Below are 13,643 nucleotides of genomic sequence, written 5' to 3' on the forward strand. Positions count from 1 at the left end.
CGCCCCGTTCGGGCAACCTACCTTCTACTGCTATGAATGCCCTCGTCGTCCGCAGTGCGATCGTCGCCGCCATCGGCGGACTCATCTTCGGCTTCGACACCGCGGTGATATCCGGCGCCGAGAAACAGATCCAGCACGTCTTCGGGCTGAGCGCCACCATGCTCGGCTTCACCGTGACGACTGCGCTGATCGGCACCATCATCGGCGCGCTGATCGCCGGGCGGCCCGCCGACAAGTACGGCCGCAAGAAGATGCTGTACGCGATCGGCATTCTGTACGTGATCTGCTCGCTGGGAACGGCTTTCGCCGTCAACGTCGAGATGCTGATGCTGTTCCGGTTCATCGGCGGCCTGGGCGTCGGCGCGTCCAGCGTCTGCGCCCCGATCTACACCGCCGAGGTGGCGCCGCCCGCGCATCGCGGCCGGTTGGTCGGCCTGGTCCAGTTCAACATCGTGCTCGGCATCCTGGTCGCCTACGCGTCCAACACCGTCATCCGCGAACTGGTCGACAGCGACCACGCCTGGCGCTGGATGCTCGGCGTGATGCTGGTGCCGTCGGTGATCTTCCTGCTGCTGCTGCCGACGGTGCCGGAGACTCCGCGCTGGCTCGCCGCCAACGGCCAGTGGGAGAAGGCCGCCGAAACCAGCCGCCGGCTGTGCCGCAGCCAGGAAGAGTCCGACGCGGTGATGACCGAGATCCGGGAGTCACTGTCGGAGGCGCAGAACGCGGCCTCGGTGCCGTTCTTCACCCGCCAGCACCGCAAGGTCATCATGCTGGCTGTCGCCATCGCGTTCTTCAACCAGATGTCCGGCATCAACGCGATCCTGTACTACGCGCCGCGGGTCATGGAGCAGGCCGGCGCGAGCACCAGCTCGGCGTTCTTGATGAGCATCGGCGTGGGTCTGATGAACCTGGTCGCAACCATGGCCGCGCTGACCGTCATCGACAAGATCGGCCGACGAAAACTCATGATCGTCGGCTCGGTGGGCTATCTGCTCTCGCTCGGCTTCCTGGCCGGGGTGATGTTCTACTACGAGGACGCCAAGGGCGGCGAGTTCACCACCACCTCGTCGATTCTGGTGCTGGGCGGTCTGATGTTGTTCATCGCCGCGCACGCCTTCGGTCAGGGCTCGGTGATCTGGGTGTTCATCTCCGAGATCTTCCCGAACCGGATCCGCGGCCGCGGCCAGTCGCTCGGCAGCCTGACGCACTGGGTGTTCGCCGCGATCACCTCGTTCGCGTTCCCGCCGATCATCACCGCGCTCGGCGGCGGGGTGGCGTTCAGCATCTTCTTCATCGCCATGATCGGCCAGCTGATCTGGGTGCTAAAGGTCATGCCGGAAACCAAGGGCGTGCCGCTTGAGGAGATGGAGGCCAAACTCGGCCTCGCCGAACCCCTTCCGGTGCGAGGAGTGCGCTGATGAGCGACCGGGTGCTCAGCCTCGGCGAGGCGTTGATCGATGTCGTCATCCGCCCCGACTCGGCGGTGGAGCACGTCGGCGGCAGCCTGCTCAATGTCGCCGTCGGGTTGGCGGCGCTGGGCCGCAAGGCCAGCCTGTGCGCGTACTGGGGCGATGACGACCACGGCCGGATGCTCTCGGATTGGACCCGCCGCGCCGGCGTCACGCTCACCCCGGGCACCGAGTCGGCGCCGAAATCACCGGTGGCCTACGCCCATCTCGATGAGGTCGGGCACGCCACCTACGAGTTCGCGATGACCTGGGCGGTGCCGGAGCCACCGGACCTGACGCAGTTCGGCCACCTGCACACCGGCAGCATCGCCGCGACGCTAGAGCCTGGCGGCGCCGAGGTGCTGGAGTTGACCCGCCGGATGCGCAACTACGGCACCGTGTCCTACGACCCGAACGTGCGCCCGGCGCTGATGCGCCAACCCGAGGCCGTGGTGGACCGGATCGAGAACATGATCAGCGCCTCCGATGTGGTGAAGGCCAGCGACGAGGACCTGGAGTGGCTGTACCCGGGCACCCCGGTCGAGGACATCATGCGGCGGTGGGTGAACTCCGGGCCGTCGATGGTGGTGATCACCCGCGGGCCGTGGGGCGCGTACGCGCTGCTGAAGTCCAACCGCGACATGCTGCACCTGGATCAGCTGCGGGTCGAGGTGGCCGATTCGGTGGGCGCCGGGGACTCGTTCATGGCCGGGATGATCTCCGGGCTGCTCGACGCCGGCCTGCTCGGATCCCTGGAAGCCCGGGGGCGCCTGGCCGCCGCGGGCTGGTCGGCGGTGCAGCCCGCGCTGCATCGCGCGGTGATCACCAGCGCGATCACGGTGAGCAATCACGGCGCCTATGCGCCGACGATCGACGAGGTCAACGCCATGCACGCGGCGGACCCGCAGCTGCTCTGAGCTAGACGAAGGTCTTACCCTCACCGCGGTAGGTGGGGATGGTGTCGACGACGGCGTCACCGTCGATCAGCGCCAGCGCGTCGAGGCGCTCACACAGTTCGCCGGCCTTGGTGTGCCGGAACCAGACCCGGTCGCCGAGCCGCAGTCCGCGCGCCGACTCCCCCCGCACCGGGGTCTGCACCTCCCCCGCGCCCTCGGTCCCGATCAGCGCCAGCCCCGGCGGCCACACCGGCCTCGGGGCGCGGTCCGGGCCCGGCACCCCGGAAGCTATCCAGCCGCCGCCCAGCACGGTCGCGATGTCCGGCGCCGGCCTGCGATCCACCGCCAGCGCGAAGTAGGCGGCCGGTGTCGGGTGGAAGGACCGGTAGGTGTCGAACAGCGTCGGCGCATACAGGCCGGAGCCGGCGCCCAGCTCGGTGATCGCGGACTCCGCGGCCGTGGTCTCCAGGCTGCCGGTGCCACCGCCGTTGACGAACTCCAGCGGCGCGATGGCGCGGACCGCGGTGACGATGGCGTCGCGGCGGCGGCGCAGTTCGGCGATGGAGACGCGTTGCATGGCCCGGATCGCGGTGCGCCGCAACACAGATCCGGGCGCGTCGTCCCCGACGCCGGCGATGTGGCCCTCATAGGACATCAGGCCGACCAGCCGCACCCCGGGGGTGTCGGCTGTCCGCCGGGCCAGCGCCCGGACCTGCACGACGCTGTGCAGCGGGGACCGGCGCATGCCCAGGTGCACCCGGGCGCCGACCCGCAGCGAGGCGTCGATGTCCAGGCAGATCCGCACCGGGTGTCCGCCGGCGCCGACGGCCGCGGTGATGAAGTCGAGGTGCTCGGCGCTGTCGATCATCACGGTGATCCGCGCGGCGGCCTGTTCGTCGCGGGCCAGGGCGCGTAGCGCGTCGCGGTCCGTGCTCGGGTAGGCGACCAGCACATCGTCGAATTCGGTTGCCAGCCAATGCGCTTCGGGGAGCGTGAAGGCCAGCACGCCGGCGAACCCGGGCATCTCATGGACCATACGCAGGATGGCGCGGGCGCGAATCGACTTGCTGGCCAACCGGATCGGCTTGCCCCCGGCGCGGCGGACCATATCGGCGGCGTTGGCGCGCAGCGCGGCCAGGTCGATCACCCCCAGCGGGGGTTCGAGTCCGGCGGTGGCGCGCTCGAAGGCGTCGAACCGTGCGGCATCGGTGCTCATCGCTGTCTCTCCTCGACCGGCGAGGCGTGCGGGGCGACGCCGATCACCCGGTCCAGGTAGGCGTTCGCGAACACGCCGGTCGGGTCGAGTTGGTCACGCAGCGCGACGAATTCGTCGAAGCGTGGGTAGCGGGGCCGCAGCGCGGCGGCGTCCAGGCGATGCATCTTGCCCCAGTGCGGACGCCCGGCCGCCGCGCCGAGGATGTCCTCCATACCGTCGAAGAACCGTCGGTAACCCATCCGGTGGTATTGGTGGAAAGCCACGTAGGCGCTGGGCCGCTGATAGCTCGGAGACAATGGGATGTCGTCGGGCGCGACGAAGCGGACCTCCAGCGGGAAGGTCACCTTCTCGTCGGAGGTCCGGATCCAATCCACGATCTCGCGCAGCACCGCCACGATGTTGTCGCGCGGCACGCCGTACTCGCCCTCGTTGAAGCGGATGTCGCGCCGGGACGCGAACACCTTGTGCGACACGTCGATCTGTTCCGGCCCGGCGAACAACTGCGAGACTCCCCGCGTGATGGTCGGGGTCAACTGCGGCAGCGCCGAGGCCAGCGTGAACAGCGCGTTGCCGGCGACGGTTTCGAACGCTTCGCCCAGTGCCTTACGGCGGTCGCTCACCGGGCGCAGCGCGGTGTCGGCTGGCATTTGGTTCCAGCGCCGGGTGATCGCGGTGCGGGTGTGCGGGAACCAGAAGAACTCGAAGTGGTCGTTGCTCGCGACGAGCCCGTCGAGTTCGTCGAGCAACCGCTCCAGCGGGAGCGAAACCTCGCGGGAGTGCAGCGGGAAGGCCGGCACGCATTGCAGGGTGACCTCGGTGACGACGCCGAGCGCGCCCAGGCCCACCCGGGCGGCGGTGAACAACTCCGGGTTCTCTTGCGCGGAGCAGTTTTTCACCGTGCCGTCGGCCGCCACGATGGTCAGGCCGGCGATCTGGGTGGACAGGCTGCCGAACCGCGCGCCGGTGCCATGGGTTCCGGTGGCGGTGGCGCCGGTGATGGTCTGCCGGTCGATATCGCCGAGGTTCGCCATGGCCAGGCCGTGGCGCTGCAGTTCCGGATTGAGCTGGTGCAGCGGGATACCACCCTGCACCCTGACCCGTCCGGTGTCAGCGTCCACCTCGAGCACCCGGTCCATCCGGTCCAGCCGCAGCGACACCGCCCCGGCCGGTGAGGCGATCTCGCTGAACGAGTGGCCGGACCCCGCCGCCTTGACGCGCAGTCCGTCGGCGGCGGCGCTCGTGATGGCCTCGGCGACCTCGTCGGTGCTCGACGGGCGCGCCACCCGCGCCGCCTCGGCGCTGAGCCGGCCGCTCCAGTTCCGCCAGGCAGGTGAATCGTCGGTCATTCGCCCACCCGGATACGCTCCAGCGCCGCCCGCATCCGATCGGGGATGGGGGTGGCCCGCCGGGTTTCGCGGTCGACGAAGACGTGTGTGAAATATCCACTGGCGGCGGCGGTTTCACCGTCGGAGGTGAAGATCGCGATGCCGTAGGTGACCGATCGATTGCCCAGCCGGTCCACCCGCAGGCCGGCCCGCAACTCGTCCGGGTAGGCCACCGGCGCGTGATACGAACACTTGGACTCGACGACCAGTCCGATCACCGGCGAACCGTGAATGTCCAGCCCGCCCTCGGCGATCAGGTAGTGGTTGGCGACCGTGTCGAAGTAGCTGTAGTAGGTGACATTGTTGACGTGGCCGTAGACATCGTTGTCCATCCACCGGGTGGTGATCGGCAGGAAGTAGCGGTAGTCCGCAGTCGTCGTCATCACGGTCACCAATATCCCTGTGCGGCGGAGAACAATTCGGCCAGATCCTCCCGCGACACCGGTGTCGGGGCGTTCTGCAGCAGACGTTGCTGCCGCCAGGTGCCGTCCACCAGTGCGGCGCAGTCGTTTTCGGCATAGCCGAGCTCGCCGAGCCCGTTGGGCATGCCGACCGCCCGGATGACGGAGATCAGCTCGCCGGCCAGCGCCTCACCGGCCTCCGCGGGCGCCGCGTCCAGTGCCGGGTTCCCGGACAGCAGCCGGGCGGCGTCGAGGTGGCGCTGCGGATCGACGGCCGCGGTGGTGCGAAAAACGGCCGGCGCGTTGACGATCACCGCCATCCCGTGCGGCACCATCGGCTCCCCCTCCGGGTAGCCCGCGGGCGCGAAGTCGCGCACCTGGCCGGCCACCGCGTAGGCCATCGCGTGCGGAATGTGCACACCGGCGTTGCCGAACGCGATCCCGGCCAGCGTGGCCGCCCACATGGTCTGCTCGCGGGCCTCCGCGTCGGCGCTGTCGGCGACCGCGCGCCGCAGGTACAGCCCGAGCAGTCGCATCGCCTCCCGGCTGCCGAAGTCGCTCCACGGGTTCGCGCCCTGGCTCATCGGGCGAGCGTGCGGCGGCGAGGCGACCGGGCGAGCCGTATACGGCCGGGCGGTGTAGGACTCCAGCGCGTGCGACAGCACGTCCAGGCCGCTGCAGGCCACCACCTGCGCGGGCAGCGTGTCGGTGGCGGCCGGGTCGATCAGCGCCTCGGTGGGGCGAAGCGCCGGGGAGGCAATCCCGGTCTTGGCCGCCATCGACAGCAGGTCGAACACCGCGATGCCGGTGACCTCGCTGCCGGTCCCCGACGTCGTCGGGCAGGCAATGTGCGGGGCCAGCGGCCCGGGCACCGGCTTGCCGTTCCCGACCGGGGCGTTGACGTAGTCGAGGAAGTCCGCCGGGTGGCTGATGTAGAGGTTGGCGGCCTTGGCGGTGTCGATCACCGAGCCGCCACCGATCGAGACGTACCCGTCGGCGCGCGCCTGGCCGGCGAACTCAATGGCGGCCCGGAACGACTCGTCGGTGGGTTCGACGTGCACGTCGTCGTAGACGACGACGTCCAGCCCGGCGGCCAGCAGCGACTCGCGGGCCGCGGCGAACAACGGCAGATCGGCCACCCGCCGGTCGGTGAACAGCGCCACCCGGTTCATGCCGTGCGAGCGGGCCCGGGGCCCCAGTTCGGCGACGCAGCCTCGGCCGAAGGTGATCCGCGAGGCGTCGACGGTGAACGCGGTGTCCCCGCCCTCGATGTGGCAGCAGCTCATAGCGGGTCCACTCTAATTGCCGGCGGCGGCTCGGTACCTTGGGTTGTCGCTGACGCCGACCGGGAAGGAGCGCTATGGCTGTGCCCGTCATCGCCCTCACCGGATACCTCGGCGCGGGCAAGACCACGCTGCTCAACCACGTGCTGCGCCGGCCGGACGCCCGGATCGGTCTGGTGATCAACGACTTCGGCGAGATCAACGTCGACGCCGGCCTGGTCACCGGTCAGGTCGACGAGCCGGCGTCCATCGCGGGTGGCTGCATCTGCTGCCTGCCCGACGACGGTGGACTGGACGTGGCGCTGGAGAAGCTATCGGACCCCAAACTCCGGCTGGACGCCATCATCGTGGAGGCCAGTGGGCTGGCCGAGCCGGCCGCCCTGGCCCGGATCATCCGGTTCTCCGGGGTCGACAATGTCCGCCCCGGCGGGGTGGTCGATGTGATCGACGCGGTCAACCACTTCCAGACCGTCGACACCGAGGCGTTGCCGCCGGCCCGCTACAGCGCGTCCTCATTGGTGGTGGTGAACAAGCTCGACCAGCTCACCGAATCCGACCGGGAGCCGCTGTTGGACCGAGTGAGCGAGCGGATCCGGGTGGCGAATCCGGGCGCGCAGATCGTCGGCGCCTCCCGCGGCCGGATCGACCCGGCGCTGCTTTACGACATCGCCGACGCCGGCGAGGAGTACGGCCAGCTCTCGCTACGGGATCTGCTGGTTCAGGACGAACCGCCCGCCGACGGGCATCACCATCACGACCATTCGCACGCCGATTCGGTGAGTGTCACCGGCGATGGGTGCGTAGATCCGGGCGCGATCCTGGATCTCTGCGAGAACCCACCGCCCGGGGTCTACCGGCTCAAGGGCACGTTCGCGGTCCGCTACCGCTCCTCGGTGCGCCACTACGTGGTGAACCTGGTCGGGGCCGGAGTGCACATCGACACCGCGCCGGGAACCAAGGGCTCCGCGCTGGTCGCCATCGGCATGAACCTGGACCGCGACGACGTGGCCGCTCGGCTCCGCGCGGCGCTGACCCCGGTCGACGGGCCGGCGCCCGCCGCTGGGGTGAAGCGGCTGCAGCGCTACCGCCGGCTCAGCATTTGATGTGCCCGCATATGTGGAGCCCCTGGCAATATTGTGATCGCGGACACCGTCGGTGCGAAATGTGATGAAGTGCTCCTACGCTTGAACCGCGCCTGTTCGCTGCCTTGAAGGGGGCCTCCGTCCATGGATTCATCGCCTCCGCGCGCTGTGGAGATCACCCCTGCCATGCAGGAGGTGCTCTCTCGCGCCAGCATTTTCCAGGGCGTGGATCCGGCGGCGGTCGCCGCGCTGGCCGACCAATTGCAGCCGCTGGCCTTTCCGCGCGGGCACCGGGTGTTCCGCGAGGGCGAGCCGGGTGACCGGCTGTACATCATCGCCTCCGGCACGGTGAAGATCGGCCGCAGCGCCCCGGACGGCCGGGAGAGCCTGCTGGCGCTGCTGGGCCCCGCGGACATTTTCGGTGAGCTGGCGATCTTCGATCCGGGCCCGCGGACGTCGACGGTGACCACACTGACCGAGGTGGAGGCGGTCAGCATGGACCGCGAGGCGCTGCACAGCTGGATCACCGGCCGGCCGCAGATCGCCGAGCAGTTGCTGCGGGTGTTGGCCCGACGGCTGCGCCGCACCAACAACGCGCTCTCCGACCTGATCTTCACCGATGTGCCCGGCCGGGTGGCCAAGCAGCTGCTGGACCTGGCCAACCGGTTCGGCTCCACCGACGACGGCGCGGTGCGCATCGACCTGCAGCTGACGCAACACGAACTGGCTCAGCTGGTCGGTTCGTCGCGGGAGACCATCAACAAGGCGCTGTCGGATTTCGCCTCCCGCGGGTGGATCCGGCAGCAGGGCCGCACCACTTGGATCACCGACCCGGCCAAGCTGGCCCGTCGGGCCCGGATGTAGCCCTCTCCCTAGGGGAGGGTGGTCTTCATCAGCATCACGTTGTACGCCGACCACAGCGACAGGGTGTAGTACAGCTCCTTGCCCGTCGACCAGGGGTGCAGATACGGGGCGTACGCGCCGCCGGGGGTCTGCGCGGCGGAGACCACCATCTGCGGCGGGCTGAACGGGCCCTGCGGCGCGGGCGCGGTGCGCAGCAGCACGTCACCGGCCTCGTTGCCGTACATGATCAGGTACTGGCGCAGGTAGGTGTTGTACTGCGCGCTCAGTTCGCCGACCTGGCCGTCGGCGATCGGGGCCGCGGCGCCCGGGTTGTTCGCCACCCAGCTGCCGCCGTTCCAGTACTCGTAACGGCTCAGATCGGGCACCGCGTTCTGCGGGACGCGGGAGATGAACAACTGGCCGCGACGCCCGGCGGGCGTGCCGTAGGAGTAGATGTAGCCGTCGCCGCCCTTGAGGAACGCGCCCTGCTGGAACTTCTCGTTGCCGGGCGTGTACTGGGTGTTCTTGACGTCGTTGGGGGCCGGGGTGCGCACCGATCCGGGGTAGACGCCCCAGTGCTGGCCGTTGTCCGGGGACACCGCGATGGCGGAGAAGTTGGTGGTCCAGTGACCGGGGCTGTCCCAGTTCCGGATCGACATGATGTTCATGTACTGGACGTTGCCCACCGAGATGCCCGCGGTCGGGATGATGCCCTTCTCGGTCGGGGCCCACTTGATGCTGTTGACGATCTGCTTGGCGTACCCCGGCGCGATCTCCGGGGCGCCGGCGTACTGGTTGGTCATCGAGCCGGCCTGCACGTTGATGCCGCGGGCGAGTTGGCGGTCCTGGGTGCGGAACAGCACGTTGTAGCGCCACTGCTGGCCGCTGACGCCGCAGTAGCCGAAGGTGTCGCCGAACGCCATCAGCACCTGGTTGTTGCCGGGATCGCCGTTGTCCCACATGATTCCGAGGTCGGTGCCGGAGACGCCGAACCGGTTCAGGGTGTTGGCGGCCGAGTCGATGCCGGTGACCCAGCCGACGATGGCTGTGCCGGGGGTGTTGCCCATCGCGGGGTGCGGGACGTCTTGTGCGGGCACGGTCGGTTCAGGCGCCCGCTGCGGCTGCGGGGCCGGCTGCTGCTGGACCGGGGCGGGACGGGGCGCCGGGTTGACCTGCGCCTGCTGGCGGGCGGCGTTGGGGTTGAACGCGGAGATCAGGCTGCGGGACAGCTCACCGAGCCGCGGCAGCGGGGCGCTGCTGTTGGCGTTCGGCGGACGGTGGCCGGTGGGCGGCTGCATGTTTCCGCCGGTGTCGGCGCGGGGCATCGGTTGCGGCGGTTGGGCGTTGGCGACGGTTCCGGTGCACGGGTCGGCGACGGCGGTGGGCGTCAGGCCCACCACGGAGTGCAGGCCGAGCACCGCCACCGAGGCAGCGGCGGTGGCAATTCGAAGACGCGGCGGCATCTCTCACCTTTCCCGGAACAGGACGTCGCACAGGAGGTTTCGGTCTCGACGCCAGCGATTTCGCTGCCTGTGACGATAGTGATGAATGATGCAATTGTGACTGATGATGCATAACGGCGATGGAGTCGTTACCGTGTCGAAACCACGAATAACAACAATGTAAGCCCCTCGTGTGCTTGGGCTCGGGGCGTCGAGTTTGTAGCCTGACCAGATGCGTTTGGTCCGATTGGTCACCGCCCTCTGCACGACGGCAACCTTGGCGCTGGCCGGGGTCGCGCCCGCCGGCGCGGGCCCGGGGCTCGCCGGTCGTCTGGTCTTCCTCGACGCCGGGCACTCCGCCGACGGCGGCAGCACCGCCCAGGTGCCCAACGGGCGCGGCGGCGCCAAGGACTGCCAGACCTCGGGCACCGCCACCGACGGCGGATACCCCGAGCACACCTTCAATTGGGATGTGACACAGCGGGTTCGAACCGAGCTTTCGGCACTGGGGGTCCGCACCGAACTGTCCCGGGCCGATGACTCCGGGCCCGCGCCCTGTATCGACGTCCGCGCCGCGGCCGCCAACGCCGCTCAGCCGGACGCCATCGTCAGCATCCACGCCGACGGCGGCCCGGCCGGCGGGCACGGGTTCCACGTCAACTACTCGGCGCCACCGCTGAACGCCGTGCAGGGCGGGCCGGCGGTGACGCTCGCGACCACCATGCGCGACTCGCTGGCGGACGCCGGGCTGACACCGTCGACGTATCTGGGCGACGACGGATTGTTCGCCCGGCCCGATCTGGCCGGACTGAACCTGGCCGAGTACCCGGCGGTGCTGGTCGAACTCGGCAATATGCGCAACGCCGAGGACGCCGCGGTGATGACGTCGGCGGATGGCCGGGCGCGCTACGCCGCGGCGGTGACGTCGGGGATCGTCGCCTTCCTTCGGCAATCGGCCTGATCCCGTAGAACAGAAATCTGTGACGCCAACCCGTCGGCCGAGGGGTTAAGTTTGACCGGTGTTGGAACCGGGCGCTGTGATCGCGGGTTACCGCGTCATTCGAACTTTGGGCTCAGGCGGCATGGGTGCGGTCTATCTGGTCGCCAACCCTGAGCTGCCCCGCAACGACGCCCTGAAACTCCTGTCGGCCGAACTGTCCCGCGATCCGTCGTTCCGGGCCCGGTTCGACCGCGAGGCCTCCGTCGCCTCCCAGCTGGACCACCCCAACATCACCTCGATCTACCGCCGCGGAACCACCGCCGACGGGCAATTGTGGATCGCGATGCAGTTCATCGACGGCACCGACGCCGACGCCGCCCTGCGCGCGGGGACCATGACCCCCAACCGCGCGGTGCACATCGTCCGCGAGGTCGCCAAGGCGCTCGACTACGCGCACAACCGCCAGGTCATCCACCGCGACGTGAAACCGGCGAACTTCCTGCTGTCCGGGCCGATCGGCCCCGACGAGCGGGTGGTGCTCGCCGACTTCGGCATCGCCCGGGCGGTCGACGACGCGTCCATCACCAGCACCGGCGCGGTGATGGCGACGCTGGCCTACGCCGCTCCCGAAGTGCTGCTGGGCCGACGGGTGGACGGGCGCACCGACACCTACTCACTGGCCTGCTCGCTGTACCGGATGCTGACCGGAAAGACGCCGTACCAGGAGTTCGGCAGCTCCGCCGCGGTGATGAACGCGCACCTGAACTACCCGCCGCCGCGCGTCACCGAGGCGAACCCCAACCTGCCGCAGGCGCTGGACCAGGCGTTGGCCACCGCGATGGCCAAGGATCCCAACGCGCGGTTCCAGAGTTCGGGCGCGTTCGCGAACGCCGTCGCCGCGGCGTTCCAGCCGACGCCCGCCCCGCAGTCCTTCCACGGCTCACCGCCGTCGCACCCGGGATATGCCGCGCACCCGTCGCCGCAGTTCGCGGCGCCCAACTCCGGCGGCTGGCAGCCCCAGGCGCCGGCGTCATCCGGCAGTTCGAAGCGGCCCCTGCTGATCGCCGGCGCGGTCGGCGTCGCGGCGCTGCTGGGCCTCGGCGTGGTCGGATTCATGGCGTCGGGCGGCGGGGATGACACCAAGCACTCCGGCGCGTCGACGACCACCAGCGCCACCCCGACGGTCACCGCGAAGCCGATCAAGCCCGCCGATCTCGCGCCGCTGCTGCCCGACGTCACCGACATGGAATCGCTGATCGGCGCCTCGGATCTGGAACTCAAGGCCCAGGGCACCGCGGTGTCGCAGGCCACGGCCGAGGACGGCGGCGTGGCCGACCGGCCGGAGTGCCTGGGCGTGATGTACCCGCTGCGGGCGGTGGCCTACGACGGGACCGGCTACAGCGGGGCCTGGGGGCAGCGGATGGAGGACACCACCGACCCGGTGTCGCATGTCATTCAGCAGTCGGTGGCCGCGTTCCCCACCGCCGCCCAGGCGGAGGACTTCGTCAACAACGCGAAGCCGACCTGGCAGAAGTGCGGCGGCACGCAGCTGCGCACCACGTTCGCCAGCGGCGAGGAGACCTTCGCCATCGGGACGCCGACGGAGACCGACAACACCATCACCCTGGTGGCGCAACTCGACGCGGGCAGCGGTTGGGCCTGCTCACGCGCGCTCGGCGCGAAGAACAACGTGGTGTTCGACATCAACGCCTGCGGCTACGGCGTGACCGATGAGGCCGAGCAGGTGATGAACGAGGGCTTCAGCCGCGTGAGTATGGAGCCCTGACTCGCGCTTTAGTTCGCGGCGAGCTGGGTGAGCGTCAGCCCCGGGGTGGCCGCGGGCTCTTCGGCCTCGTCTTCGGCGCCGACGGGCGCGCCGCTCGGAGTCCCCGCGGCCGCGACGACCAGGTTGTACAGCGGCGCGTTCCAGCCGTGCGGCCCGCCTGCGGTGGGCTTGTAGCCGGTGTGGATGGCGATCTGGGCCGGGGTGGCCTCGTCGCCGTCGACGTCGTAGTCGCAGACCGGGTCGCCCACATCGCAAACGCTGATGGTGCGCGCGCCGAGGTCGGCCGGCAGCGGGTCGGTGTTGGTGCCCGCCAGGATGTAGTGCTCGTGGCCGACGCCCATGGTCTCGCCCGGGGCGATCAGCGCGGTGGTGCCCATCTTGATGGTGGTGTCGGTGGGGTTGCGGTCGCCGTCGGCGATCAGCAGCGCCCCGGCCAGCTGCGGGCTGGTGGCCAGCCCGTGCAGGTTGCGGTGCACGGCCATCGCGCCCTGGGAGTAACCGGCCAGCACGACCTTGCTGGTGGGGCACTTGGTGACGTAGGCCTGGTACTGGGCGCCGGTGGCGGCCGCGCCGGCCCGGACGCTGTCCATGAAGCCCATCCAGCCGCCGATGCTGCCGTCTTCGGGGACCTCCACGGCCGGGTAGTTCACCGACTCGGAGGTGACGGTGTAGCCGGCCTTCACCAGGTCGGAGCGCAGCTGCTGGTACGAGCTGTAGACGACATCGCCCATGCCCTCCTGGGTGGCCATGCTCATCGCGTTGCGCTGCCCGGAGCCGGCGGCCCCGATGACGTGCACGTCTGCGCAGTCCGGCGCGGCGGTGGCGGTGGCGGTGGCCAGGCCACTGAGCACGACTCCGGCGGCGACTGCGGCCGGGACCAGGCGCTTGATCATCAACTGTCCTCCGTATTGATCGACA

Annotated in this window: 12 protein-coding genes; 6 read left to right on the forward strand and 6 right to left on the reverse strand. The window is 69.8% G+C overall.

Going from position 1 to position 13,643, the window contains the following annotated elements:
• Positions 1-32 precede the first annotated feature (32 nt).
• Both L2Z93_RS18625 and L2Z93_RS18630 read left to right on the forward strand, forming a co-directional pair.
• A complete protein-coding gene (locus L2Z93_RS18625) occupies positions 33-1,421 on the forward strand; it encodes a sugar porter family MFS transporter (protein ID WP_090587804.1) in 1,389 nt (462 codons plus the stop codon).
• On the forward strand, positions 1,421-2,368 hold the full coding sequence (locus L2Z93_RS18630; RefSeq protein ID WP_090587801.1) for a carbohydrate kinase family protein: 948 nt from the start codon (positions 1,421-1,423) through the stop codon (positions 2,366-2,368). The genes L2Z93_RS18625 and L2Z93_RS18630 overlap by 1 nt, the downstream gene beginning before the upstream one ends.
• 1 nt (position 2,369) lies before the next feature.
• Here the strand turns inward: L2Z93_RS18630 and L2Z93_RS18635 are convergent, their stop codons facing one another.
• From L2Z93_RS18635 to L2Z93_RS18650, 4 genes are read right to left on the reverse strand one after another with little or no spacing between them, the layout of a single operon-like run.
• Entirely contained in the window at positions 2,370-3,563 is a 1,194-nt protein-coding gene (locus L2Z93_RS18635) for an amino acid deaminase/aldolase (protein WP_090587798.1), read from the reverse strand.
• Complete coding sequence (locus L2Z93_RS18640) at positions 3,560-4,909, reverse strand: FAD-linked oxidoreductase, L-gulonolactone oxidase family (RefSeq protein WP_090587795.1); 1,350 nt, start codon at positions 4,907-4,909, stop codon at positions 3,560-3,562. The genes L2Z93_RS18635 and L2Z93_RS18640 overlap by 4 nt, the downstream gene beginning before the upstream one ends.
• A complete protein-coding gene (locus L2Z93_RS18645) occupies positions 4,906-5,331 on the reverse strand; it encodes an acyl-CoA thioesterase (RefSeq protein ID WP_090587919.1) in 426 nt (141 codons plus the stop codon). The genes L2Z93_RS18640 and L2Z93_RS18645 overlap by 4 nt, the downstream gene beginning before the upstream one ends.
• Positions 5,332-5,336: 5 nt before the next feature.
• Complete coding sequence (locus tag L2Z93_RS18650) at positions 5,337-6,635, reverse strand: hydroxyacid-oxoacid transhydrogenase (RefSeq protein WP_090587793.1); 1,299 nt, start codon at positions 6,633-6,635, stop codon at positions 5,337-5,339.
• A 74-nt stretch (positions 6,636-6,709) separates the two neighbouring features.
• Here L2Z93_RS18650 and L2Z93_RS18655 point away from each other — a divergent pair, with 74 nt between their 5' ends.
• Together L2Z93_RS18655 and L2Z93_RS18660 are read left to right on the forward strand one after the other, a co-directional pair.
• A complete protein-coding gene (locus L2Z93_RS18655; protein ID WP_090587790.1) occupies positions 6,710-7,735 on the forward strand; it encodes a CobW family GTP-binding protein in 1,026 nt (341 codons plus the stop codon).
• 165 nt (positions 7,736-7,900) lie between these two features.
• Entirely contained in the window at positions 7,901-8,578 is a 678-nt protein-coding gene (locus L2Z93_RS18660; protein ID WP_090587917.1) for a Crp/Fnr family transcriptional regulator, read from the forward strand.
• Positions 8,579-8,586: 8 nt separating this feature from the next.
• On the opposite strand, the gene L2Z93_RS18665 is transcribed toward L2Z93_RS18660, so the two are convergent.
• On the reverse strand, positions 8,587-10,020 hold the full coding sequence (locus L2Z93_RS18665) for a glycoside hydrolase family 183 protein (protein ID WP_090587787.1): 1,434 nt from the start codon (positions 10,018-10,020) through the stop codon (positions 8,587-8,589).
• Between the two features lie 211 nt (positions 10,021-10,231).
• Here L2Z93_RS18665 and L2Z93_RS18670 point away from each other — a divergent pair, with 211 nt between their 5' ends.
• Entirely contained in the window at positions 10,232-10,960 is a 729-nt protein-coding gene (locus tag L2Z93_RS18670) for an Rv3717 family N-acetylmuramoyl-L-alanine amidase (protein WP_090587785.1), read from the forward strand.
• A 121-nt stretch (positions 10,961-11,081) separates the two neighbouring features.
• The gene (locus L2Z93_RS18675; protein WP_234786062.1) at positions 11,082-12,725 is read left to right on the forward strand and encodes a serine/threonine-protein kinase PknH/PknJ; all 1,644 of its coding nucleotides are present in this window, start codon (positions 11,082-11,084) and stop codon (positions 12,723-12,725) included.
• Between the two features lie 8 nt (positions 12,726-12,733).
• Here the strand turns inward: L2Z93_RS18675 and L2Z93_RS18680 are convergent, their stop codons facing one another.
• Complete coding sequence (locus tag L2Z93_RS18680; RefSeq protein WP_090587781.1) at positions 12,734-13,618, reverse strand: cutinase family protein; 885 nt, start codon at positions 13,616-13,618, stop codon at positions 12,734-12,736.
• Between the last annotated feature and the right edge of the window lie 25 nt (positions 13,619-13,643).

This window comes from Mycolicibacterium brumae, from assembly GCF_025215495.1.
GTDB classification, from domain to species: Bacteria; Actinomycetota; Actinomycetes; order Mycobacteriales; family Mycobacteriaceae; genus Mycobacterium; species Mycobacterium brumae.

Excerpts from the sequence above, each read along its gene's own strand:
- L2Z93_RS18640 (WP_090587795.1), bottom strand. The coding sequence starts at position 4,909 with ATGACCGACGATTCACCTGCCTGGCGGAACTGGAGCGGCCGGCTCAGC.
- L2Z93_RS18665 (WP_090587787.1), bottom strand. The coding sequence starts at position 10,020 with ATGCCGCCGCGTCTTCGAATTGCCACCGCCGCTGCCTCGGTGGCGGTG.
- L2Z93_RS18630 (WP_090587801.1), top strand. The coding sequence starts at position 1,421 with ATGAGCGACCGGGTGCTCAGCCTCGGCGAGGCGTTGATCGATGTCGTC.
- L2Z93_RS18660 (WP_090587917.1), top strand. The coding sequence starts at position 7,901 with ATGCAGGAGGTGCTCTCTCGCGCCAGCATTTTCCAGGGCGTGGATCCG.
- L2Z93_RS18625 (WP_090587804.1), top strand. The coding sequence starts at position 33 with ATGAATGCCCTCGTCGTCCGCAGTGCGATCGTCGCCGCCATCGGCGGA.
- L2Z93_RS18645 (WP_090587919.1), bottom strand. The coding sequence starts at position 5,331 with ATGACGACGACTGCGGACTACCGCTACTTCCTGCCGATCACCACCCGG.
- L2Z93_RS18670 (WP_090587785.1), top strand. The coding sequence starts at position 10,232 with ATGCGTTTGGTCCGATTGGTCACCGCCCTCTGCACGACGGCAACCTTG.
- L2Z93_RS18635 (WP_090587798.1), bottom strand. The coding sequence starts at position 3,563 with ATGAGCACCGATGCCGCACGGTTCGACGCCTTCGAGCGCGCCACCGCC.
- L2Z93_RS18650 (WP_090587793.1), bottom strand. The coding sequence starts at position 6,635 with ATGAGCTGCTGCCACATCGAGGGCGGGGACACCGCGTTCACCGTCGAC.
- L2Z93_RS18680 (WP_090587781.1), bottom strand. The coding sequence starts at position 13,618 with ATGATCAAGCGCCTGGTCCCGGCCGCAGTCGCCGCCGGAGTCGTGCTC.
- L2Z93_RS18675 (WP_234786062.1), top strand. The coding sequence starts at position 11,082 with ATGGGTGCGGTCTATCTGGTCGCCAACCCTGAGCTGCCCCGCAACGAC.
- L2Z93_RS18655 (WP_090587790.1), top strand. The coding sequence starts at position 6,710 with ATGGCTGTGCCCGTCATCGCCCTCACCGGATACCTCGGCGCGGGCAAG.